Source organism: Pseudomonas sp. LF-5, assembly GCF_037626295.1.
GTDB classification, from domain to species: domain Bacteria; phylum Pseudomonadota; class Gammaproteobacteria; order Pseudomonadales; family Pseudomonadaceae; genus Aquipseudomonas; species Aquipseudomonas monsensis.
Genome location: NZ_JARKMT010000001.1, coordinates 946,123 through 966,966, shown reverse-complemented (window position 1 = coordinate 966,966; position 20,844 = coordinate 946,123). Strand labels below are relative to the sequence as shown.

Annotated in this window: 21 protein-coding genes and 1 pseudogene; 5 read left to right on the top strand and 17 right to left on the bottom strand. The window is 55.9% G+C overall.

The features are described 5' to 3' along the window. Positions 1–36: 36 nt before the first annotated feature. The 3 genes from PseuLF5_RS04365 to PseuLF5_RS04355 all read right to left on the bottom strand — a co-directional run bounded on the left by PseuLF5_RS04365 (position 37) and on the right by PseuLF5_RS04355 (position 1,877). Positions 37–798, bottom strand: a complete 762-nt coding sequence (locus tag PseuLF5_RS04365; protein ID WP_340133014.1) for an anti-sigma factor family protein — start codon at positions 796–798, stop codon at positions 37–39. Further along, positions 798–1,280, bottom strand: coding sequence for a sigma-70 family RNA polymerase sigma factor (locus PseuLF5_RS04360; protein WP_445262412.1), 483 nt, complete (start codon positions 1,278–1,280; stop codon positions 798–800). Before PseuLF5_RS04360 ends, PseuLF5_RS04365 begins: the two co-directional genes overlap by 1 nt. A 63-nt stretch (positions 1,281–1,343) precedes the next feature. Then, complete coding sequence (locus tag PseuLF5_RS04355) at positions 1,344–1,877, bottom strand: tetratricopeptide repeat protein (RefSeq protein WP_123468456.1); 534 nt, start codon at positions 1,875–1,877, stop codon at positions 1,344–1,346. 159 nt (positions 1,878–2,036) lie between these two features. Here PseuLF5_RS04355 and PseuLF5_RS04350 point away from each other — a divergent pair, with 159 nt between their 5' ends. Further along, positions 2,037–2,810 (top strand): class I SAM-dependent methyltransferase, encoded by a 774-nt coding sequence (locus PseuLF5_RS04350; protein WP_123468458.1) that lies wholly within the window; start codon positions 2,037–2,039, stop codon positions 2,808–2,810. A gap of 303 nt (positions 2,811–3,113) precedes the next feature. Here the strand turns inward: PseuLF5_RS04350 and PseuLF5_RS04345 are convergent, their stop codons facing one another. Next, a complete protein-coding gene (locus tag PseuLF5_RS04345) occupies positions 3,114–3,449 on the bottom strand; it encodes a DUF2834 domain-containing protein (RefSeq protein WP_340133273.1) in 336 nt (111 codons plus the stop codon). 295 nt (positions 3,450–3,744) lie between these two features. On the opposite strand from PseuLF5_RS04345, the pseudogene ilvA reads away from it, so the two are divergent. Next, positions 3,745–4,725, top strand: a pseudogene (ilvA, locus tag PseuLF5_RS04340) (threonine ammonia-lyase, biosynthetic); the annotation flags it as partial. 30 nt (positions 4,726–4,755) lie between these two features. Here ilvA and PseuLF5_RS04335 read toward each other — a convergent pair. Together PseuLF5_RS04335 and eco are read right to left on the bottom strand one after the other, a co-directional pair. Then, positions 4,756–5,061, bottom strand: coding sequence for an NIPSNAP family protein (locus PseuLF5_RS04335; protein WP_123468465.1), 306 nt, complete (start codon positions 5,059–5,061; stop codon positions 4,756–4,758). Positions 5,062–5,082: 21 nt separating this feature from the next. Further along, complete coding sequence (gene eco / locus PseuLF5_RS04330; RefSeq protein ID WP_322374468.1) at positions 5,083–5,568, bottom strand: serine protease inhibitor ecotin; 486 nt, start codon at positions 5,566–5,568, stop codon at positions 5,083–5,085. Positions 5,569–5,936: 368 nt separating this feature from the next. Between eco and PseuLF5_RS04325 the strand changes: the two genes are divergently transcribed. Further along, complete coding sequence (locus tag PseuLF5_RS04325; RefSeq protein ID WP_123468469.1) at positions 5,937–6,206, top strand: DUF1652 domain-containing protein; 270 nt, start codon at positions 5,937–5,939, stop codon at positions 6,204–6,206. Here the strand turns inward: PseuLF5_RS04325 and PseuLF5_RS04320 are convergent. Together PseuLF5_RS04320 and PseuLF5_RS04315 are read right to left on the bottom strand one after the other, a co-directional pair. Then, positions 6,203–6,601, bottom strand: coding sequence for a hypothetical protein (locus tag PseuLF5_RS04320; protein WP_123468471.1), 399 nt, complete (start codon positions 6,599–6,601; stop codon positions 6,203–6,205). The two genes, PseuLF5_RS04325 and PseuLF5_RS04320, sit on opposite strands and share 4 nt — an antisense overlap. 88 nt (positions 6,602–6,689) lie before the next feature. Then, complete coding sequence (locus tag PseuLF5_RS04315) at positions 6,690–6,959, bottom strand: DUF2790 domain-containing protein (protein WP_123468473.1); 270 nt, start codon at positions 6,957–6,959, stop codon at positions 6,690–6,692. A 495-nt stretch (positions 6,960–7,454) separates the two neighbouring features. Here PseuLF5_RS04315 and PseuLF5_RS04310 point away from each other — a divergent pair, with 495 nt between their 5' ends. Then, on the top strand, positions 7,455–7,754 hold the full coding sequence (locus tag PseuLF5_RS04310; RefSeq protein ID WP_340133013.1) for a hypothetical protein: 300 nt from the start codon (positions 7,455–7,457) through the stop codon (positions 7,752–7,754). Between the two features lie 49 nt (positions 7,755–7,803). Here PseuLF5_RS04310 and PseuLF5_RS04305 read toward each other — a convergent pair whose 3' ends face one another. From PseuLF5_RS04305 to PseuLF5_RS04280, 6 genes are all read right to left on the bottom strand, one after another. Next, positions 7,804–7,992 (bottom strand): hypothetical protein, encoded by a 189-nt coding sequence (locus PseuLF5_RS04305; protein WP_336346812.1) that lies wholly within the window; start codon positions 7,990–7,992, stop codon positions 7,804–7,806. A gap of 457 nt (positions 7,993–8,449) precedes the next feature. Continuing rightward, positions 8,450–9,388, bottom strand: coding sequence for a hypothetical protein (locus PseuLF5_RS04300; RefSeq protein ID WP_340133012.1), 939 nt, complete (start codon positions 9,386–9,388; stop codon positions 8,450–8,452). A 104-nt stretch (positions 9,389–9,492) separates the two neighbouring features. Continuing rightward, a complete protein-coding gene (locus PseuLF5_RS04295; protein ID WP_340133011.1) occupies positions 9,493–10,449 on the bottom strand; it encodes a hypothetical protein in 957 nt (318 codons plus the stop codon). Further along, complete coding sequence (locus tag PseuLF5_RS04290; RefSeq protein ID WP_340133010.1) at positions 10,440–13,154, bottom strand: toxin VasX; 2,715 nt, start codon at positions 13,152–13,154, stop codon at positions 10,440–10,442. The genes PseuLF5_RS04295 and PseuLF5_RS04290 overlap by 10 nt, the downstream gene beginning before the upstream one ends. Continuing rightward, positions 13,154–13,726: a DUF4123 domain-containing protein gene (locus tag PseuLF5_RS04285; RefSeq protein ID WP_340133009.1), complete on the bottom strand. Its 573-nt coding sequence runs from the start codon at positions 13,724–13,726 to the stop codon at positions 13,154–13,156. Before PseuLF5_RS04285 ends, PseuLF5_RS04290 begins: the two co-directional genes overlap by 1 nt. After that, the gene (locus tag PseuLF5_RS04280) at positions 13,723–15,777 is read right to left on the bottom strand and encodes a type VI secretion system Vgr family protein (RefSeq protein WP_340133008.1); all 2,055 of its coding nucleotides are present in this window, start codon (positions 15,775–15,777) and stop codon (positions 13,723–13,725) included. Before PseuLF5_RS04280 ends, PseuLF5_RS04285 begins: the two co-directional genes overlap by 4 nt. Before the next feature lie 374 nt (positions 15,778–16,151). Here PseuLF5_RS04280 and PseuLF5_RS04275 point away from each other — a divergent pair, with 374 nt between their 5' ends. Further along, positions 16,152–17,453 (top strand): OprD family porin, encoded by a 1,302-nt coding sequence (locus tag PseuLF5_RS04275; RefSeq protein ID WP_128615272.1) that lies wholly within the window; start codon positions 16,152–16,154, stop codon positions 17,451–17,453. 142 nt (positions 17,454–17,595) lie between these two features. On the opposite strand, the gene PseuLF5_RS04270 is transcribed toward PseuLF5_RS04275, so the two are convergent. Genes PseuLF5_RS04270 through xylB form a run of 3 tightly spaced genes read right to left on the bottom strand, consistent with a single transcriptional unit; the run spans position 17,596 to position 20,712 of the window. Next, positions 17,596–18,216: a transglycosylase SLT domain-containing protein gene (locus PseuLF5_RS04270; RefSeq protein WP_128615273.1), complete on the bottom strand. Its 621-nt coding sequence runs from the start codon at positions 18,214–18,216 to the stop codon at positions 17,596–17,598. 48 nt (positions 18,217–18,264) lie between these two features. Further along, entirely contained in the window at positions 18,265–19,203 is a 939-nt protein-coding gene (locus tag PseuLF5_RS04265) for a carbohydrate kinase family protein (RefSeq protein WP_340133007.1), read from the bottom strand. 12 nt (positions 19,204–19,215) lie between these two features. Next, positions 19,216–20,712 carry a xylulokinase gene (gene xylB, locus PseuLF5_RS04260; protein WP_340133006.1) on the bottom strand — a complete coding sequence of 499 codons (1,497 nt, stop codon included), beginning with the start codon at positions 20,710–20,712 and terminating at the stop codon, positions 19,216–19,218. Positions 20,713–20,844 lie beyond the last annotated feature (132 nt).

The following is a 20,844-nucleotide window of genomic DNA, read 5'->3' as shown; positions in this document are numbered from 1 at the left end:
GCCGCCTTCGCGGGCAAGCCCGCTCCCACAAGGGATTTACGCCTGCAAGGCGTGCGAGCGTAACAACATGGCGCGTTGTTCCAACTCGTCAGCTGGATTACGCCCGATCAACATCCACGCATGCTCACGCTCGGTCCAATACACCACATTCATTTCATGCCGACGCTCATGCGCCAACGGCTGACTGCCGCTGTTCGAACGGGTCACACACAGGGCCAGCGGGCCATGTTTCGCGTCGAGGTAAACGATCTGCGCGATGGGCACGCCGTCATACTCAAGCATTTGCGCCCGTTTGAATTCGGCCGCCGGCAGCTTCAACGCAGCGGGTGACAGGTTCAGGCCAAGACGCGCATCGACCTCGCGCAATTGCACCCGTTGAGTGGCGTCATCCGTCGCTAGATGATCGAGCGTCTGCCGCACATACAGCGCCATGTAATCGCCCACCAACGCGCGCCAGTTGTTTGATTGCGCGGCATGCCAACCGAGAAACAACCGGTCAGCCAGCACGCCGCCGGCCACCAGCGCCGCCGCGGCGCCACCGATAAACCAACGCCGGCTCAAGCCCGGACGCTCCGGCGCAGGAATGGCATCCAGTCGGGCTTGCAGACGATCCAGCGGCGCTTGTTGCGCCAGTTCGTCATAGGCTTTTTTGTAGGGCAGGTTACTGCGCTGGAGCCACTGCACACGCAGACTGAGCAATGGGTCTTCGGCGATGGCGTTGTCGAGTTGCTGGCGATGGTCGCGGTCGAGTTCGTCGTCCAGGTAAGCGACCAGTTGCTCATCCGAAGGTGTGTTCATCAGCGGTCTCCTTCGGTGGATTTCGGCACCGCTTGCAAGGGCGGGTATTCGGCGAGTTTCAGGCGGGCGGTGGCCAGTCGGCTCATCACCGTGCCGATCGGCACCTGCAGAATTTCGGCGATTTCGCGGTAGGACAGGCCTTCGACATAGGCCAGGTACACCGTCTCGCGTTGGGTTTCGGGCAACGCGTCGACACGACGAATCACTTGCGCCGCCATCACGTGGGTCTGCGCGGCGTACTCACCGTCGAATGCCAGTTGACCGTCGGCATCGACCTGGCCCGCGCCTTGACGCACGCGACGGGCGCGCACTTCATTGAGCCAGATCGAATGCAGAATGCTCAGCAGCCAGCGATCCATGCGCGTGCCGGCCACGTACTGAGCCGAGCGCTCCAGTGCCCGCACGCACGTCGCTTGCACCAGATCCTCGGCCACATGCCGATTGCGCGACAGCAGCAAACCGTAGCGCCACAGGCGCGCCAGGTGCTGTCCGAGTTCTGCTCTGAAGGCCTGATCGCTGACGATGACGGCGGTCCTTATAAATGCTCAGGTTTTCGATGAATCGTTGATGGCCTCAGCCAGGTCCTGGTATTCCTCGCAGGCGGTGCCGCAAATCGACTTGATCTGCTGCAACTGCTCTTGCGCCAGGTCGACGCGGCCTTTGATCACATAGGCCTCGCCGAGGTATTCGCGCACTTGCGCATACTGCGGATCGAGTTTTACCGATTGCAGGTAATAACCGATGCCTTCGTCGGTGCGTCCCAGTTTGCGCGTGGCATAACCGCGGTAGTTCAGCGCCTTGGCCGTGTTCGGCTGTTTCAGCGTGTCGAGCAGCGCCAGCGCTTCTTCGTAGCGACCGGCCTTGGCCAGGCGGTAGGCATAATCGGTGCGGTCGGCGTCCGGCAACAGGCTACTGGTTTGCAGCACGCACTTCTGCGATTTGCTGTCCAGGACCTGGCCTTTGGGGCATTCGGGTTTCTTCACCGGCGCTGCTTCATCACCGCTGGCGAAGGTCAACTGGCTCGACATCGCGGCGACCAGCAGCAACGGGGCGGCGAACATAACGGAACGGATAGTCATGGGCAAGGCTCCACAGAGGGTTATGTTTCACTATGAACACCACAGGGTGAAATTTTATTCATTGCTTTGTCAGTGACTGTTCAAGGTAGGCACAAATTCAAGCGCTATGCTCGTCCGCGTCTGCCGTCGATCCGAAGTTTGACCGTCAGGAGAATTGCCATGAACGATCAGGTCCATCACTCAGCCGCCGCCGGCTATAAAACCGCTGCCGAGACCTATGTCAAAGGACGGCCGGATTATCCGCCGCAAGTCAGTCAATGGTTGAGCGAGACGCTGGGCCTGGACCGGTACCAAACGGTGATCGACCTGGGCGCTGGCACCGGCAAGTTTACCGGTCGGCTGGTGGCGACGGGCGCGCAAGTGATTGCGGTAGAACCGGTGGCGCAGATGCTGGAAAAACTCTCGGAAGCCTGGCCACAGGTATTGGCGGTGAGTGGCACAGCGACCGATTTGCCGTTGCCAGACGCTTGCGTGGATGTGGTGGTCTGCGCGCAGGCGTTTCACTGGTTCGCCAGTGCCGAGGCGCTGACGGAAATCGCCCGGGTTCTCAAACCTGGCGGCAAGTTAGGGCTGATCTGGAATTTGCGCGACACGCAAGTCAGTTGGGTGCCCAAGCTTGATGCGATCGTCAACGCACTCGAAGGCGATACACCGCGCTATTACACCGGCGCCTGGCGCAAGGCGTTTCCACATCCGGTGTTCGGGGCGCTGCAACTGCAGCAGTTTCACCATGGTCATACCGGATCGCCGGAAGACGTGATTGTCAATCGCGTGCGCTCGACCAGTTTCATTGCTGCGCTGCCGGACGCCCAACGGGCAAAAGTCGATGAACAGGTCCGTGCGTTGATCGCTTCGGAACCGCAACTGCGCAACAAGGATGTGGTGACGGTGCCCTACGAAACCGCGGCGTTCGTGGCGGTAAAACAAAAATAAGTGCGCCCGATCTCCTGCAGTGGCAATTGCTCGGGAAGGTGGGGCCATCCGCAGGATCAACACTTCAATCACGAGTGCAAACTGCAAATAATCCAAGCCCTTGATTGGCCCCTGGCACGCCAGGAGACAATTATCGTCTCCTGGCCTCAAGCGGGGACCGCTACAGAGTCTCTTTACAGCGGTGAAGACTGAGTCAGTTAAAACTGAAGACGCCATTGGTGATACTGCGCTAGAGAAAAGGCATCGCTCTCTGTAAGAGCGAGCCCTCGCGAAGGCCATCGAATCAGCGCCGAGAAGTCCAGATCAACTTGCTCGGGCCTGCCCAACCGATTGTCTGCGCTCCCTAATCCCGCGCACTACCAGATACAACAACGGCCCGATCGACACAAAAGTCGCCGTCAACAGCAAGTACGGCAGCACCGACCAGGCAGACTGTCCGCGAGTACGCGCATCCTTGACCATCCAGATCCCGGCCAACGTCGCCAGCAGATACAAATCAATCACCACTTGGGCGGTGTCAGGCCGTGACATCAGGCTGATGCCGAAATCGATCAGCGATTGTTCAGCCTGGAGCATCACCGAAACGGTGTAACCGGCAAATGCGAGCAATGCCGTGAGGGGCAGGGCGATAGACAGCATGTATTCGTTCCTTGAAGTGATGAGCTCAATTGCCAGACTATCGCCGCTGCGCAAAATTGGCCATTGACTTGCCAGCAGCGCCCGGGCTAATTTCCAGCCCATGACTTCGACCGTACTGCGCTGCCAGCCAAGCATTATTACCGCCATTCCTTATTTGGCGGGCTAGCGCACGGCTGCAGCACCCAACCCGCCCTAGAGGCGGGTTTTTACTTTCTGTCTCCAGGGTTTCAACAAGGCTCATGCAGGAGCTGCCGGCGGTAGCTCCTGCACAAGCCGGATGAGTCAGGAGACGATAATGAGCGACCAGCAAGCCCTGCTAGAGCACTACGTGAAAAAGATCCTCGCCGCACCGGTGTACGACATTGCCGTGCGCACACCGTTGCAGGCGGCGCCGGCGTTGTCCGAAGCGCTGGGCAACCGCATCCTGCTCAAGCGTGAAGACCTGCAACCGACGTTCTCTTTCAAGATCCGTGGCGCCTACAACAAACTGGTGCAGTTAAGTGATGAGCAGAAGGCGCGCGGGGTGATCACCGCGTCGGCGGGCAATCACGCCCAAGGCGTGGCGCTGGCGGCGCATGAGTTGGGTATCGCCGCCACCATCGTCATGCCCTCGACAACACCTGAACTCAAGGTGCTGGGCGTGCGCAGTCGCGGTGCCGAAGCGCTGCTGCACGGCGAGAGTTTCCCCTTTGCCCTGGCCCACGCGTTGCAACTGGCCGAGCAGACCGGGCGTACCTTCGTTTCGCCGTTCGATGATCCGGACGTGATCGCCGGACAAGGCACCGTGGCAATGGAAATCCTTCGTCAGCATCAAGGCGAGCTGGACGCGATCTTCGTGCCGGTCGGCGGCGGCGGTTTGATCGCCGGGATCGCGGCATACGTCAAATACCTGCGCCCGTCAGTGCGCATCATCGGCGTCGAATCTGAACACTCAGCATGCCTCAAGGCTGCGCTGGAAGCCGATCACCGTGTGGTGCTGCCCAGCGTAGGAACCTTCGCCGACGGCGTGGCCGTGGCGCAGATTGGCGAATACGGTTTTGAACTGTGCCGTTTCTGCGTGGACGAGGTGATCACTGTCAGCAACGACGACCTGTGTGCCGCAATCAAGAATATCTACGACGATACCCGCTCGATCACCGAACCTTCCGGCGCGTTGGCGGTTGCCGGGATCAAGCGCTACGTGGTGCGCACCGGCGCTCGTGATCAGACCTTCGTTGCGATCGACTCGGGGGCCAATATCAATTTCGACAGCCTGCGCCACGTCGCCGAGCGCGCTGCTGCATGCAGCGTCCCGGCATAAGGGGGGTTACGGTAGCAACGGGCGCAGAAAGCTGCGCTCGTAACTGACGATGAATTTTTTCTCGACCAGATTGGCCACCAGCGCGGTGCTTTCCGCGTCGGTCAATGCGATATGCCGATAGCTTTCGTAATCCGCCAGCGACGGAAAACTGAACAGGCAATAGGCGATATTGCTCGCGCCCTCGGAGGGCAGGAAGTAGCCGTGGTGCGTGCCGCCCAATCGCTCGACAATGCCGAGCCAGGCTTTTGCGTACGCTTCGAACTCGGCCAACTGGTAAGGATCGATGACATATCTGACATGGCAGGTAATCACGCAGGACGCTCCTTGTTCCGGTTATTCCCGAAGAGCTGTGCCGACTTTATCCGACGCCGACCAGACGCGATAACGCACTTCGACGTCCGCCGGCGCGTAAACCACCACGGGCAGTTTGCTGTTGTAGCGCAGCATGAAACCATCGCCGACGACCGGCACGAACGCACGTTTCTTCTGGTTGCCGGGCGGGCAGGCCATCATCGTGCTCATCGGACCGATGACTTTTTCCAGACGATAGAAGGGATAACCCCAGCCTTCAAGATTCTTCTCATCCAGAACCCCGCCCAGGCGCTGACGGTTGCAGTCGACTTCCAGGGTTTTGCCGGCAAGGATCTCGACCTGGAAGTTTTCTTCCTGATCCTGCTTCGGCAGGTAAATGACCTGACGGGTGAACCCGGCCTCGGCCTTGGGGTACGGCGCGACGTCTTCGAGTTTCGCTGCTTGGGCGGAGGTGGAAAGGCTGGCGATGATCAGGCCGGCGGTCGCGTAAGTGCGTAAAGAACCCATAGAAGCCTCCATGCGGGTGTAGGGTAGATAGCGGGCATTCTCACTGTCATCGGCGATGAATGCAAACCGGCGTCGACGTGCAAATTGCGGTACCCGTAGAGGCATTTCTTGCATTTTGCAATTGGCAAAATACTGGCCACGTCGCCAAGTGCTTGATTCTAAAAGGGTCGAAACGATCCGATGGAAGGCACGTTTTATGCGTCTTTACAGTGCGGCGCACCGGATTTGGGCGCCTACACTCCAATGGGCATTTCGCAGTACCGCCGCGTGCCACACCCAGGGAAACAGCGGGGACACACCCGTGCAGGGTCAGCAACGGTCAGCGTGAATACTTGATTGGCATTTCACAGTAAGGAGAGGGTTTCGCCATGTTTCTGTCTGCCTTGGAACTACGCAACATCATTGAAAGCAGTTTTCTGCCGAAACGCTGCCAGTGCACGCTGTCGCCGGACTTGTCGATGACGGTCAAGGTGTTCGGCGATCACCAGACCGATCAGGTCGATTTGCTGGTGAGCGGCATTGATGCCAGCCACCTCAATGGCTGTCGCGAAATCAACGAACTGATCGCCGGGCTGCGTTCGGATCTGAGCAAGCAAATTGCACCACATCACTACAGTCCACGATCCAGAGCCATCTAACGCACCGTTTCACCCAGTTCGACCGTCACGCGCCGGGCCTGCACGAAACCAAGGCCCAGCGCGAACTCGACCAGCACCGCGAGCAGAATCCCGGGGCCGGCATGGCCGTTCAGCCATTCAGTAAACCCCAGCACTGCCAAACCCAAACACCCAACGATGAACCCGTTGCTCAGCGCATTGCGCCCCAACGACGGCGGTGCCGTGCGCACCAGATAAAACATCACTCCCAGCGCCGCAAACAGCACCGCACCACGCCGCGCGACAAACCCGGCGCCTTCGGAATATTCAATACTCCAGGTCGCCAGCAGGATATCCGGGAAAAAGCCCCAGACCAGCGCCAGCAGAAAACACAAAGAGGAGGTGATGCTCGACAACGTGCGAAACGACAACTGCATGGCCAATCCTTGCGGCAGTGAGGAGGCCCCGAGCATAACCTTCGAAACACCCCACGCCTACCGCAAACCGGCAAATCAGACGTTTCTGTCAGTTCTGGAAGTTGCACGCGTCGGATAATTTCCGGTAGCTGATCTCCTCGGGCTTACCGGCGTTGTCAATGTACTTCATGTCTGCCGTAACCACTTTGCACAGCGGCGTTGACGGTTCGGTCAACGACACCACCTTGGCCACCTGCAGCGGCATGCCGTACTGATACGGCACGGCTTTGGAAGTGGCAGAGGTGTCATTGGCCTGGGCCAGCCCGGCAAACGCGGTGCAGGCGAGGGCGGCGGTGAGCAATAAAGGACGAATGTTCATGAAAGGACTCCCGAGTGGCGGTTCTAGCGTTCGGCGTGACTCACCCGAACCTGCCGCACCGGGCAACAGCCAAAACGGCTGAAGGCGTGCGGTTCAGTAGAGTTTTTGACCTCGGCGTTAAGGGATGGTTAACCGGGCTGAACGCCGGCTGTCAGGGAGTGAGGTGGTTTTCTGCGGGGCGCAGGGCGGATTCCTACAGCGGTGGTTGCCTTGTCTGCTTTCGGCGGTGGGAGCGGGGCGGTTATTGTCTGGTGCCGCTGCAAAATCAGTGGTTCGGGTTTGGTCACCTGAGAAAAGTTCATTGCATATGTGCCATCATTTGCCCCGCGCGGATCTCTTGGTCCGTGAAGTGCATTGCCGTGGCGGCTGTGTGCAGGACGCCTTCGGGCGAGCTGAGTTTGAACTGTTCTCGGTTGACCAAGCCTGTACACGGCCGCCTCCCACCGTTTGGTCACGGCTATGGCGGTTACCTTCTAATACAGTTGAGTAATCAAGATGCCAATAATTAAACCGCTGCTAAATCGCTATCTCCCCCTCAGCAGCAACGTCACTGAAACCCCGACGCTGATCATCGACACCCAAGCCAACCCGAAAGACATCCTCGAAGCCGCAGTCCAGCGCGTCCGCGCTTCCGCCGACCTGCTCGAAACCCTGCATTGCCTGTGCTTCAAGCACGCCGACGTGCAGGACATCCCACACATCACCCATGCGCTTTACCTGCTGACACAGGATGGCAATGACTTGCTGCAGGTGGCACAGCAGCAGATGATGAATTGGAAGGCGCCGGTTTCATGAAAAATTGATAGGACTCAGCCACGGGACGGCGTGAGAAACTACCCGTGTTTCAGCGTGGCAAGGATTCCGTTGAGTGATGACGCGGATCCAGCACCGTCGATGCCCACAGCAACTCGATACGAGTGCTCGGCAGAAAATAGACATGCAACGTGTCATCGCCACGGTTGCGTGAAGGCAAGTGTACTTGCACTTCGTGTCTTTCGATCTTCATTCCCTGATCCTCTTGAGCTTTAGACATGCTCAGAATCCACGCAACTTTAGCGGTGTTGCCAGCGATGCTTCAACAGCAGGTCATGCCTCCGTTACCGCCCCAGTGATCATTTATCCAAAAGCTGAAAATTGGACGGTCTGTGTAATTTTCTGACGTCAGCATGGCGCCGGGCGTACGAAATAGATCAATGATTTTTGGGGTGGCGTAGCTAAGCAGCAATGCCAGTACAGCTAGGGCTAATCGTCTTCGTCGCCATGTTCGTTTTCGACGTGTGTTCGCGGCAATATCTATCAAATGACTAAATCCAAGGTAAGAGGTTACATTCCTGCTTTATGCCTGGAGAGGACTTCACTGCTCGCGAACCGATTAGTCACACTTCAATTTTTCCTGGATTAGAATCAAGAGGGTTGCTTTAACTTGGATTCAGTAAGCTTGTGAGGAGGCTGCACATGCCGCTACCAAGCTGAGGATCTCCAACATTTAATCAAACAGTGAGACCACGCTCGCGTTCCAAATCAATTAATCTTGTCGTTGGACCATCCGCTTCCAGTCGTTCAGTCACGACAGTGGTCCAACGGTTGCGCGAGCGACGCTTTGCTCTTTCATAAACAAAGTCTTGAATCTTGTTTGATGGATAGAAGGCTATATTGTTTAGTAGCATTAAAAAATCAGTGCCAGTTAAGTAATTGCTTCCATCTCCAGCTTCTTTTTTTTCATGAATGATTTTTCTCCATGCGCCTAAATATTTAGATTGTTTTAAGTTTAGGTCTAACTGGCTTTTTACAAAGTCATTCGATTCGCTATGAGCTCCAGTGTGGTCGAACCATGGGCCGTTGTTCATATAAGAGCGAATGTATTCCCAAAATCCTTTCTGCATTTCTAAAGACGTTCCCGCCGGCGTACCAATGCTGACCATAATTTCGTTTTCAGGCTCTCCCAATCGCTTCATTAACACTTCAAGCGAGGCGTTTCGGACGCTCCCAGAATAAAGGCCAACTATGTCGAACTCGCAAGCTACAGCCTCTATTCCCTTCCAAGGAGTGTGATAGAGCTCTCCTTCGTTGTCGAAATAGACTTCCTGTGTTCGTCGGTTGAAAATTATGGGAAGTGGTAAAGCACGTCTTGTTTCGATGATAATTGGAAAAATGAGCAACGGAATCCCGAAAAGTAACATCCAGCCCACTCCGTCCCACTTGCCCAGTAAAGCCATCCAAACGCCAATGATGAGTGCGATCAGAGCTGAAACTCCCCCGAGAAGTCCGCTAAGCAAGCCGCGGTTTCGATCACTGCCAACCTTTAGTGAAAGATAGTGTTCTGTATGTTTATCAGTTATAAAAAGCTCAAGTGGTTGCTCCCCCGTCGACTCGTCGTCACTAAGAACTGCGGTAGGAGCATCGCCATATTTTGTCATGATTTTTTTCATTGCTGTTCTAAAACCATGGCAGTTCCTTGAGCTCGATGGGCGGTAGTGCGTGCCTTCAAGTAAAAAGTAGTAAAGCTATTATCTTTTGGTTTCGTGATCCTGAATCAAACAGAAAAACCGCGCTCGCGTTCTAAGTCTATGAGTCTAAGTGTGGGGCCGTCTTGATGTAAGCGTTCTGTAACTATTTCTGGCCATAAGTTTCGTGTTTTTCTCTGCACATAATTGTATGTGAAGTCTTGTATAGCATTGGTTGGGAAAAAAATTAAGTGTCCAATAAACATAAAAGCGTCAGATGCAGTTAAATAGTTAGAGTGTCCGGATTTGACCTTTTTATCTGTGATCGTTTTTTTCCAATATCCCAAAAAATCTGACGGTCTAATATTGCTCGAAAGCGTTTTCTTTATGAATTCATCGGATTCTGCGTGGTTGCCATTTTCATCAAACCATGGGCCATTATTCATGTAGCTGCGAATGTATTCCCAAAACCCTTTTTGCATATCAAGTGTCTTGCCCATTGGGGAGCCCAAACTAACCATAAGAGCATTGTCAGGGTCGCCTAGACGTTTTACTAGTATTTCGAGAGAAGCGTTATTTATACCGCCCGTATAAATGCTTGTCATTTGAAATTCACACGCGATAGCTTGAATGTTGTCCCATGGCGTATGAAACAAATCACCATCTTGATCAAAATAAACTTCTTTTGTTCTACGATTAAATAATACAGGTAAAGGCAGTGGTTTTCGCGTTTCAAAATAAAACGGAATAAGGAACATGGCTGCGGCAAGGAAAATACAAAGGCCTACAAGATCCCAGCGGCCTTTTATGATCATCATAAATGCCAATGCAATACTTGCGAGAGATCCTACGCCTGCCGCTATGCCTGTTATACCTCCTCTATCTGCATCTCCTGGCATCTGTAACGTTAAGTAATTCTCTGTATGTTCATCGGTGATAAATAGTTCGCATGGAGGTTGTCCGGTGCTCTCGCTGGCTTTCAATACGACGTTCGACGTGTTGCCGTATTTCGATGCTGCTTGGGCGATAAGGTTTTTTAGATCCATGCTATTTCCTTGATGTCAATAGGGGGCAGACTCAAACCCTCTAGAGGTGAATAAGTCAGTTTTCCGGATATGCTGTTCAATGCCCGACCTTCGCGATCTACGTGATATACGCGTCTATAGACTGCAGTTTCGGATTCTTTTGAAATTCGCGTGCCCGAGTGCACGTCAAAATCACTACTCGTCCAGATAACTTTTTCACGCTTTCCACCAAGACCAAATATTCCGCCCCAAATCTCCTCTCCCTCAAATTTAACCATGTTTGGCGTGAGTTTTTCTTTGCCTGGTAGCTTCAGCAGGAGATATGTGCTCTCAATTACGCCCTTGTATGGGTTCATTTCATTTAAGCGATAAGCATCAAAACTAATCGGGAAAACAATTTTATAAAATTCATTCATTGTTTTTTTATAGTCCCCGGACCAGTCAGCGGGGCTAATTCCAAATTTAGTTCCCTTTATCCATTTTTCTAAGGGAGTGTCTTGTGTGTATAGTCTTGCGACAATACCGCCGACAATTAATATGCTGAGTCCTAATGCTTTAAAACCGATATGAGGGACCTGTGTCACGCCTCGTCCAATCGCGGCAGCGTCTCCAGCAATAACTGCCGCCCGAGCGGCACGTACTGCACGGAATGTTTTTACATAAAGAGAGATATTTGCTGACGAGGCAGCAGTTAGTCCTGCATTGACGCTTGCAGTGTCATAATCACCCGCCTGATATGCTTCAAAAGTGTCTAATCCATATGCGAGTACGTCCACGGCCGCCGTAAGAGTCTGTAGTCCTGCGGCTTTCCAGCCAAAACCTAATGCGTCAGCCAGTGCGACACGTGCGACAGAAGATTCTTTGCCTGATGCGGTTAACGCTGCCTCCCAGTTAGTTTCCGCGACTTTTTGCCAAATCGCGGCAGACGCGGCCGCCATACCAAAAGCCCCACCTATAGAGCTGAGAATTGTTTTCGCAGAAGGTGTATTCCAAGCATCATTAGCAGCTGATCTGAGATTTAGTGCTGCAAAAATTGCAACGAGGCATTTGATTGGCGCTTTATCTAGTGAGGCTTTGCTTAGGCTTAATAGGTTTGTTAAGTTTGTTTCATTTTTAACTATGTTGGAAACAGAAGGAAGCTTGGCTTTTGATGCGTCAGCGCTTGCAGTTGGCGCTAAAGAGTAAAATGGAAGTCCATCTTCTAATGCCATTGAAGAGGAGGATGCACTTTTCTCTAGGGAGTGGGAGGGCGTTGTTTCGAGTAGGTCGCTAATCCACTTCCCGATTTGTCTTGAATTAACCTTTTCGATATTTAGTTTTTGTTGGCTGCGGCCAAGTGCAGCGCTCAGATAAATTTTTGATATTTTTTGTTCTGCTGGCGCAGGGTTTTGTAAGTTTGAACCTAGTATTGGTGAAAGTGCTAGTAGTAAAGCTTCTTGTGACTTCGCAGGGTTGTGCGTTGTTAAGTTTTTTGCGGCGTTATTGATTGCGGCTGCCAGAGCTATCGCTTTGCTTGTTTTTACTGAAGCGCTCGCAAGGCCAGGTATATTATCTCTAGCTGCATCTGCGAGATCTACGATAGATTTAATTTCCGCAATTGTTAAGCGCTGACTCAGTCCCAGTAACGCCCACAGCAACCAAGGCTTCCCTGCCCCTTGTTTATCAGGATCAAGCGCTTCACTCAATGCTTTTGCGCTAAGACTGCAACTAGAGGGGCCAAGGCATGCAGAAGCGAAATTTATTTCAAGAGTTGTTCGCGAGTCTGGAGTGGTGATGTCGAAGTGACCAGCTGCCGTGTCTAAAGTCGAAGGGCCTTTCGCCTCAAATGTTTTTAACCAGTCATTCCATAAAATAGAAAGACGGCGGCGATCATCATTGTAACGAACCTCTTCAGTATCCAGCTCTTCCCAGGCTGTTTTCAGTTCTTTGTAGCGTGTGATTGAGGGGAGTTGCTCTTTGATCTTGGCATCATTATCAGCAAGAGACTTCAGTGCTCCCGCCATAGCCCAGTCTTCTGAACGTTTTTTACGACGTTGGTCAAAGGCGCCATGCTGAGAACGCAACATAGCAGCCAAGTCAATCCAAACCCCCCATGGATCATCAGCAATAACATAAGCTTGCTGTTCGCACCGCTTCATGTCATCCAACATTGATGACCAATTAGGTTTATTTTTGGTTTCCGGCACGCAACTCCATTTGAAGCCAATAGGCTCCATATAATCGCCGATGCGCTCATGGATGCTGGCTGCCTTGCCGCTAGCGGGTGCAGCACCGGGAGTGAAGTTTCGCATGACTCTCGTGCGGACTTTAGCTTGATCTTTCGCTGCGGAGAATTGTTTGTCGCTCCACTTGGCGGGAGACCACGAGATCATCGCGGGTGTCCCTGCGGGCAACATCAAGTAAGGTTTGGAGGATGCGTCGAGTACTTTGCCGCCGCGAGAGGTCTCCTTCAGCATCGCAGCTTCAACACTAAACTCAATCAGCTTTTCAGGAGATGATTGCCAAACGTACAACCAACCATTACGTAGTAATCGCGCTGTGTAGTTCAGTGCCTTATCGCGGGTGGAATCGTTGTCATCTCCCAACTCTGGAAACGTTCCATTTACAGGTGGCAAGTCGAACGCGCTGACATCAATGGCGTGAGAAGGCCCTATAGCATAACGCAACGGTACGACCGCGGTAATCAACGGACACGCAGCGGGTTTGATAGTCGGTTTGTCAGTCATTACACCGCCTCCTGCGGAGTGTCTGTATCTGTTGCCAGCGCTTGTAACAAAGGCCAGTCGAGCACAATCTGCGCATCAATGCCGGTATCAGCTGGAGCGCTATCTAGATCAGGGAAATTGTTGGTCCATGCGAGCTGCACTTTTCCTTCATGACGTAACCAGACGCTTTCAACTCCGAACCAAAAACCGGCCGGCCAGCTTGCTCCTGATAGCCATGCCTGACGCAGTGGTAGACCGTCGGCCAGCCGTAACCAATATTCTTGGCGGTCAGGAGAGTAGATCCGGGTGCGGCGCTGAAGGAGCTTAAAAATTTCAACCATTGGCTTCTGAGTTTGTAGCCATACAGCGTCATTTAAGTTTGCATCTCCTTGCAACCAGTCGTTTCGAGCTGCGCTGTCGCTAAGAGCGTCGAGCAAGATGGGGCCTGCTTCAGCTATCGGGGCGTAAGGAGTGGCTTGCAGTAGTGGCATGAAGCGATGACCAGGATACTTTTTAGGCAACCATTTCAACGCGTCATCAAACCTTGCGCCATCTATCAAAAGGAATCCTTGAGAATTCGGAAGCGTGGTCATTGCTTCGCTCCTTTGGCTGCTTTAGCTGCCTCACAAACTTCGCATACCCCGGATCGGGTGCGGCGGAACAAGATATTTTGTTTTATCAATGCCAGAAGCGGTAACCCGGGTTTGTCTGCATCAGCTATTTTTAGTATCCCCGGCAGTAACGGCGCAGCAGGCGTTCCAACCCCTGGCGCACCACCGGTATTGATCTTCACTTCAGCGCCACTGATGGTCACGCCACCAGCATCGACCTTTACAAAACTCCCACCAGCCTTGGCCGTGAGTTCCATGCCACCCTCAACCACAACCTTGTCGCCAGCGTAGTAATGAATTTCTGACCCAGCCTCAACAAACTGCGCAGTCCCCACCTTCACATGCTGAGTCACCGCAACCGTCAGGTGATCATCTGCACGCATTTCGCTGATTCGATCCAGATGGGTAATCCGGTGCTCTTCAACCTTGAACTCGCTCAGCGTGTTGGCTTCAACGGTGTCATGCCGTTCGTTGCCCACCCGGATCTTCTGGTCGTGCTCGATGTTCTCGTCCCAATCGCGCTGGGCGTGGATGTAGATCTGCTCGACGCCTTTTTTGTCTTCGATGCGGAATTCGTTGTAGCCCTTGCCGCCCGGTGAGCTCAGGGTCTTGAAGGTGCTGCGGGTCTTGTTCGCCGGCAGGTCGTAGGGGACGACGTTTTCCTTGTGGTACAGGCAACCGGTCACCAGCGGTTGATCGGGGTCGCCTTCGAGGAAGGTGACGAGGACTTCCATGCCGATGCGCGGGATGGCAATGCCGCCGTACGCCGCACCGGCCCAGCCGCTGGCGACGCGCATCCAGCAGGTGGTTTTGTCGTTGGCCTGGCCGTCGCGGTCCCAGTGGAATTGCACCTTGATGCGGCCGTATTGGTCGCAGTGAATCTCTTCGCCTGCCGGGCCGGTGACGACGGCGGTCTGGCTGCCGAGGACTTTTGGTTTGGGGTGTTCAAGGGCAGGGCGGTAGTGCGCATCCCACGGGGTGGCGACGAAGCTGTTGCGGTAGCCCTGATGGAAATCGCTTTTGTTGTCGGTGACGTCGCTGGTGACGTTTTCGCCCAGCACCTGCGGCTGTTTGCCTTCATGGAAGACTTCCAGCAGCAGCCACAGGTCGTTCCATTCGGCACGCGGGTGTTCGGCGAGGGTGAGGAAATGGCCGCTGGTCAGGGTCGGTTCGTCACCTTTGCCTTCGGCGAGTTTGTAGTCGCTGCGATGGCGTTCCAGTGCACGGGTGGAAAGGAACTTGCCGCGCTCGCGGGTGGTGAAGCGGCCGGGGTAGTCGTAGTCCTCCAAGTCCGGGGCGAACTCGGACTTGACCGCGCCTTCGGGCAGGATCTTCGGTTTTTCAAAGTCGTAATCGCGGCGGCTGACGCGGGTGGTGCGGGTTTCCAGGCGCAGGTTGAAGCGCTTGATCACGGGTTTGTCGGCAGCCATGCCGGAGTCTTGCTGGTAGATCACCGGTTTGAGTTTGCGGAACACGGTCTGATCGTCGCCGAACACCAGCTTGTGCCCGCTGCTGCTGTGCTGGAAGTGGAAGTGAATGCCTTCCTCTTCACACAAACGCTGGATGAAATGCAGGTCGGATTCGTCGTACTGCACGCAGTACTCGCGTTCCGGGTACTCGGCGCCGAGCTGGAAGCTGTAGGCGTCGGCGAGAATGCCGCGATCTTCCAGCACCTGGCCGATGATCTTCGGAACGGTGAGGTTCTGGAAAATCTGTTGATCATGGTTGTGCTGCAGGTAGGCCAGTTGCGGCACCAGGCTGATGCTGTAGCGGGTCAGGGTCTTGCCGGAGTCGCCTTGCTCGATGCGATAGACCAGACCGTGGATCTTGCCTTCGCCGGTAGGGCCGAAGGTCAGGACGCCGGGCTTGTGCAGCAGTTCTTCGAGTTTGAGGTCGGGGCGGGCGCTGACGAGTTCGAGGTCGAAACGGAACGGTTCGTTGAGGGCTTCGCGACCGGTGAAGCTGAGGACTTGCAGGTCGGTGTTGGCGCCTTCAAGCGTGAGGGTAATGTGGGTTGCGTTGGCGTCCAGCATGCCTTGAATTCCGTCCGTTGAATAAGCAGGGGACAGATGGTGCAGGATTAAATCGCCTCATTCAAGGCGCAAATGCCGTAGGGGCGGGGTGTTCATGGCATAGGGAAAACCCTTACATAAAGCCTTTGGCCTAATGAATACACGTGCTTCAGGCGAGCGTGCGTGCGCAATTAACACGGTTCTGTCCGAACCGGCACTGAAGAATCATCAGTCAGTTTCAGACTAAAGTCGCCTGTGGCACGTCAAAGCCATCTGCCATCATTGCGACTCACCCCTGCGTGTTCACTTTCTCCCGGCTCAGCCTGACCCGGGACGGGAGCTATTTTTCTGGCTTATTGCGCCTCTGCGCAAACGCTGCATTGTTGGAGTTTTTCATGCGTCCCCCATTCCCCCTGATCACCCCGCGCCAGTCGTTTGGCTTCGGAGCTGTTGTGCTGTGCGCCGGTTTTGCCGCGCAGGCTCAGGCCAGCGGATTTTTTGAAGACACCACGGCGAAAATCGAATCGCGCACGGTGTACTTCAACCGCGATTTCCGTGATGGGCACACCTCGAACGATCAGGGCGCCTCCAAGCGTGAAGAGTCGGCTCAGGGTTTCATTCTCAATCTGCAATCGGGGTACACCGACGGCACAGTCGGCTTCGGTCTCGATGCGCTGGGCATGCTCGGTTTGCAACTCGATTCCAGCCCTGATCGCAGCAACAGCGGCTTGTTGCCATCGAGCGGTGACAACCCGCGCGGCTCGAAAGGTCAGTACGCAAAAATGGGCCTGACCGCCAAGGTCAAGGTCTCGGACACGGTGCTGAAATACGGCGCGCTGCTGCCCGACCTGCCGTTGCTCAAGTACAACGACGGTCGCCTGCTGCCGACGATGTTCAACGGTGCGATGCTCACTTCCAGGGAAGTGCAGGACCTGACCTTCATGGCTGCACGCCTGGACAAGTACACCGCGCGCGATTCCAGCGATTCGCAAGACATCCGCGTGCATTGCAAGAACAAGCGCTACGCGTGCAACACCACCGCCGATCATTTCGACATGTACGGCGTCGACTACAAGATCAATGATCGCCTGACCGCGCAGTATCACTACGCGGAACTGGAAGATATCTATCGCCAGCACTTCGTCGGGCTGTTGGGCAATCAGCCGCTGGGCGATGGTGTGTTAAAGGCGGATCTGCGTTTGCTGAAGAGCGCTGACAGCGGCGATGCCAAGGCCGGGTCCATCGACAACCGAGCGTTGAGCGGCATGCTGTCTTACGCGTTGAGCGGCCACACTTTCAGCGCCGGCTGGCAGCGCATGAACGGCGACAACTCGATGCCTTACCTCGATGGCAGCAATCCGTATCTGGTCAACTACGTCCAGGTCAACGATTTCGCCGCCGCGCAGGAGCGTTCCTGGCAGTTGCGTTATGACTATGACTTCAAGGCAATCGGCATCAATGGCCTGAGTTTCCTCACCCGTTATGTGAACGGTGACCATGTCAAGGTGCCGGGCAGTGATCAGGAAGGCAAAGAGTGGGAACGTGACAGCGAATTGAAGTACGTGATTCAGACCGGCACGTTCAAGGATGTAAGCCTGCGCCTGCGTAATGCGACTTACCGCACCAACTACGAGCAGTTCGCCCGGGATGTGGATGAGACCCGGTTGATTGTGAGTTACAACTTTTCGCTGTTGTAAGGCTTCTATCTGTAGCGTCTGATCGAGCGCTTTCGCGGGCAAGCCCGCTCCCACAGGTTTCTTTGGTGTTCACGAGATTAGTGTTCACCGCAGATCCCCTGTAGGCGTGAGCCTGCTCTCGATGGAGTCCTTGAAATGGCTGTTACAGCCAATGCCAGAACCGGCTCCAGAAGCCGCGATTCAGATCCTCCTTGCATCCGGCATATTGCTGCGCATACAGGTCTGAACGGCTCTGCACCTTGCGCGCCGTCGGCATCAGCCAGGCTTTGCTGGCGTAGGTCTTGTTGCGGAATCCGCCCCAGCCTTCGTGGTAGTTGAGGTACTGGTTATAGGCGTCGTATTTGTACACGCCGTTGATCGAGGTGGTCTTGTCCATGTACCAGCCGACAAAGTCGATTGCGTCGTCGAAGTCTTCGCGGTCGGCCCAATTGCGCCCGGTGCTTTTCTGATAGTCGGACCACACTTCGTCCTTGGCCTGCGCATAACCGGCGGCGGTCGATACGCGGCCCCACGGGATCACCCAGAGCAGGTATTTGCGCGGGGTCTTGGCGTCGTAGCGGTAACCGGACTCCTGATACATGATCGCGAAAGGCACCTGGATCGGCACGCCCCAGCGCCGTTGCGTGACTTGTGCGGCGTCGTACCAGTCGCTCTTTTCGCGAAAAATCTCGCAGATGTTTTCAGGGGAACGGGGCGGCGAGGTGCCGCACCCGGTCAACAGTGTCGCGAGTACCAGAAGTCCAACCGTCTGCCCTGAATTCAAAAGCCGTCATCCCGTCATACGCGTGAAAAAGGGCGACAGTCTACGCGCTCAGGACAATTGGTGACGATAGGGGAGATCCGGACCGGCCTTGCTGCAGGTCAGGGCGGCGGCCCGCACGGCAAAGCCGAGCATGGCGTCGATCTGTTCGCGGCTCAGTTGTTGTACGCCTTCAACCGAATCCAGCCGGTGCTCGGTCAGCCAGGTGATGAGCGCTGCCTGGAAGGTGTCGCCGGCGCCGACGGTATCGGCGATCTTCACCGAGCAGGCTGGCACCGACCACGAGCCGTGCGCACGACTGAACACGCTCGCGCCTTCGCCGCCACGGGTGAGGAATACCAGTTGGCAGCGATGTTCGAGCCAGCTTTCGATCACGCGCTGCGGATCCTGCTCGGGGTAGAGCAGGCTCAGGTCTTCGTCGCTGACTTTGATCATGTCGGCCAGTTGCACCAGCGTCGCCACGCGCTCGCGCCACAGCGCAATGTCCGGCTGCGGATTGAGGCGCACGTTCGGGTCGAGGGTGATCAGGCGTTTGCCGCTTTCGCGCTGGACGAGAGCGAGCAGGGTATCGGCGACGGGCTGCACCACCAGCGAAAACGAGCCTATGTGCAAACCACGTACCTGCGAATCCAGCGACGGCAGGTGGGCGAGGCTCAACTGCCGATCCGCACAACCTTCACCGCGAAAGCTGTAATGCGGCGAACCGTTCGCACCTACGGCGACCATTGCCAGGGTGGTCGGCGCGGCGAAATCCACCAGATAGTCCGGGCGCACGCCTTCCTCCTGCAACACCTGTTGCAAGCGCCGGCCGAGGTAGTCCGTAGACAGCCCGGCAAACAGCGCCGAGTCCACGCCAAGACGGCGCAGACCCACGGCGACGTTGAACGGCGAGCCGCCGGCAATCGCCTTGAAATTGACTTTCGACGCCTGCCCGCTGGCATCGTCTTCGCTGAAGAAATCAAACAGGGCTTCGCCACACACCAGATACATAATTGTTCGCTCTTATAGGGTTGCGACATGCTGTTGATAGCGTTCATAGACCTGCTGGAACGCCGCGACATTCGCGGCGACCGGCAGGGTTTCACTGTTCAGGTCAAGCTTCACGCAGCGTTCGCACAGGGCGGCGAGCGTGTCTTCGTGGCCGTTCGACCAGGATTCGCACCACGCCGCTTGTATCGCCGCGCCAAGGGCGGCGGCTTCGCTTTGTTCGGTGCAGATGACCGGGGTGTTCATGATGTCGGCGACGATCTGCCGCCACACCGCGCTTTTCGAGCCACCGCCGATCAGGCAAATGCTGCGGCTTTGTAAACCATTGTGGCGCAGTAAATCCAGCCCGTAGCGCAGACCGAAGGTGGTGCCTTCGACGGCGGCGCGACACAGATTGGCCTGGGTCAGGTTGTCCAGCGTCAGCCCGTGCAGGCTGCCGCTGGCGTGGGGCAGGGCGGGGACGCGTTCGCCATTGAAAAACGGCAGTAGCGTCACGCCCTCGGCACCGATCGGCGCCTGGGCCACCTGCGTGTTGAACTGTTCCAGGTCGAGGTCGAACAGCTGGCGAATCGCGCCGGTGGCATTGGTCAGGTTCATGGTGCAGATCAGCGGCAACCAGCCGCCGCTGGAAGAACAAAACGTCGCGACCGAGGCGTCCGGGCTGACGGTGGGCGCATCGGCATAGGCGTACACCGTGCCCGACGAGCCAAGGCTCATGGTGATTGCACCGGGCTGAATGTTGCCGGTGCCAATGGCGCCCATCATGTTGTCGCCGCCGCCACTGGATACCCGTGCGGCGGGGTTGAGGCCGAGCTGTTCGGCAATGCTCGGCAGGATCGTGCCGACCGGCTGGTGGGCGTCGATCAGCTCCGGAAGGGCGGCTTGCAGGCGACCGCTGGCGTCGATGTCGCGCAGCAATTGCAAGTCCCACTGACGGCTGCGCACATTGAAGTAACCGGTGCCCGAGGCATCGCCGTATTCGCTGCAGGCGCGGCCGGTGAGCCAGAAGTTGAGGTAGTCATGGGGCAGCAGGATGTGGGCGATGCGCGAGAAAACCGCCGGATGTTGTTCCTGGGTCCAGAGCAGTTTCGACACGGTGTAGCCCGGCGCGATGACCACGCCGAGGCGTTCCAGTGATCCCTTTTCGCCGCCCAGGTGTTTGAGCAAGCGGTCGTTTTCGGCGCTGGTTTCGGTATCGCACCAAAGCTTGGCCGGGCGCAGTACCTGGCCCTGATCGTCGAGCAAGACCAGGCCGTGTTGCTGGCCGGAGACGCCGATACCGAGGATTGACTGGCCGTCGACATTTGCTGCCAACAAGGCCTGGCGGGTGGCGAGGGTGAAGGCTTCCAGCCATTGCTGGGTGTCTTGCTCGCGGCGGCCGTTGGCGCCGCTGATCATCGTGTGGGCGGCGGCGCCCTGGCCGAGGACTTGACCGCTGATGGTGTCGAGAATGATGGCTTTGGTGCCTTGGGTGCCGCAGTCGATGCCCAGGAACAGTTGTTGTGTTGTCATGTGTGAACCACTCGGGTGTGGTGAAGATCAAGAGCTTACCCCCTCACCCCAACCCTCTCCCCCAAGGGGGCGAGGGGGAAGGGAGCCGATCGGGGGCTGTTCAAAACCTGAGTTCGACTCCGGTTCTGTCAA

What these genes read in the sequence shown, in the direction of transcription:
- PseuLF5_RS04365 (WP_340133014.1), bottom strand. Translation starts at nt 798, where the DNA reads ATGAACACACCTTCGGATGAGCAACTGGTCGCTTACCTGGACGACGAA.
- PseuLF5_RS04355 (WP_123468456.1), bottom strand. Translation starts at nt 1,877, where the DNA reads ATGACTATCCGTTCCGTTATGTTCGCCGCCCCGTTGCTGCTGGTCGCC.
- PseuLF5_RS04350 (WP_123468458.1), top strand. Translation starts at nt 2,037, where the DNA reads ATGAACGATCAGGTCCATCACTCAGCCGCCGCCGGCTATAAAACCGCT.
- PseuLF5_RS04345 (WP_340133273.1), bottom strand. Translation starts at nt 3,449, where the DNA reads ATGCTGTCTATCGCCCTGCCCCTCACGGCATTGCTCGCATTTGCCGGT.
- eco (WP_322374468.1), bottom strand. Translation starts at nt 5,568, where the DNA reads ATGGGTTCTTTACGCACTTACGCGACCGCCGGCCTGATCATCGCCAGC.
- PseuLF5_RS04325 (WP_123468469.1), top strand. Translation starts at nt 5,937, where the DNA reads ATGTTTCTGTCTGCCTTGGAACTACGCAACATCATTGAAAGCAGTTTT.
- PseuLF5_RS04320 (WP_123468471.1), bottom strand. Translation starts at nt 6,601, where the DNA reads ATGCAGTTGTCGTTTCGCACGTTGTCGAGCATCACCTCCTCTTTGTGT.
- PseuLF5_RS04315 (WP_123468473.1), bottom strand. Translation starts at nt 6,959, where the DNA reads ATGAACATTCGTCCTTTATTGCTCACCGCCGCCCTCGCCTGCACCGCG.
- PseuLF5_RS04310 (WP_340133013.1), top strand. Translation starts at nt 7,455, where the DNA reads ATGCCAATAATTAAACCGCTGCTAAATCGCTATCTCCCCCTCAGCAGC.
- PseuLF5_RS04305 (WP_336346812.1), bottom strand. Translation starts at nt 7,992, where the DNA reads ATGTCTAAAGCTCAAGAGGATCAGGGAATGAAGATCGAAAGACACGAA.
- PseuLF5_RS04300 (WP_340133012.1), bottom strand. Translation starts at nt 9,388, where the DNA reads ATGAAAAAAATCATGACAAAATATGGCGATGCTCCTACCGCAGTTCTT.
- PseuLF5_RS04295 (WP_340133011.1), bottom strand. Translation starts at nt 10,449, where the DNA reads ATGGATCTAAAAAACCTTATCGCCCAAGCAGCATCGAAATACGGCAAC.
- PseuLF5_RS04290 (WP_340133010.1), bottom strand. Translation starts at nt 13,154, where the DNA reads ATGACTGACAAACCGACTATCAAACCCGCTGCGTGTCCGTTGATTACC.
- PseuLF5_RS04285 (WP_340133009.1), bottom strand. Translation starts at nt 13,726, where the DNA reads ATGACCACGCTTCCGAATTCTCAAGGATTCCTTTTGATAGATGGCGCA.
- PseuLF5_RS04280 (WP_340133008.1), bottom strand. Translation starts at nt 15,777, where the DNA reads ATGCTGGACGCCAACGCAACCCACATTACCCTCACGCTTGAAGGCGCC.
- PseuLF5_RS04275 (WP_128615272.1), top strand. Translation starts at nt 16,152, where the DNA reads ATGCGTCCCCCATTCCCCCTGATCACCCCGCGCCAGTCGTTTGGCTTC.
- PseuLF5_RS04265 (WP_340133007.1), bottom strand. Translation starts at nt 19,203, where the DNA reads ATGTATCTGGTGTGTGGCGAAGCCCTGTTTGATTTCTTCAGCGAAGAC.
- xylB (WP_340133006.1), bottom strand. Translation starts at nt 20,712, where the DNA reads ATGACAACACAACAACTGTTCCTGGGCATCGACTGCGGCACCCAAGGC.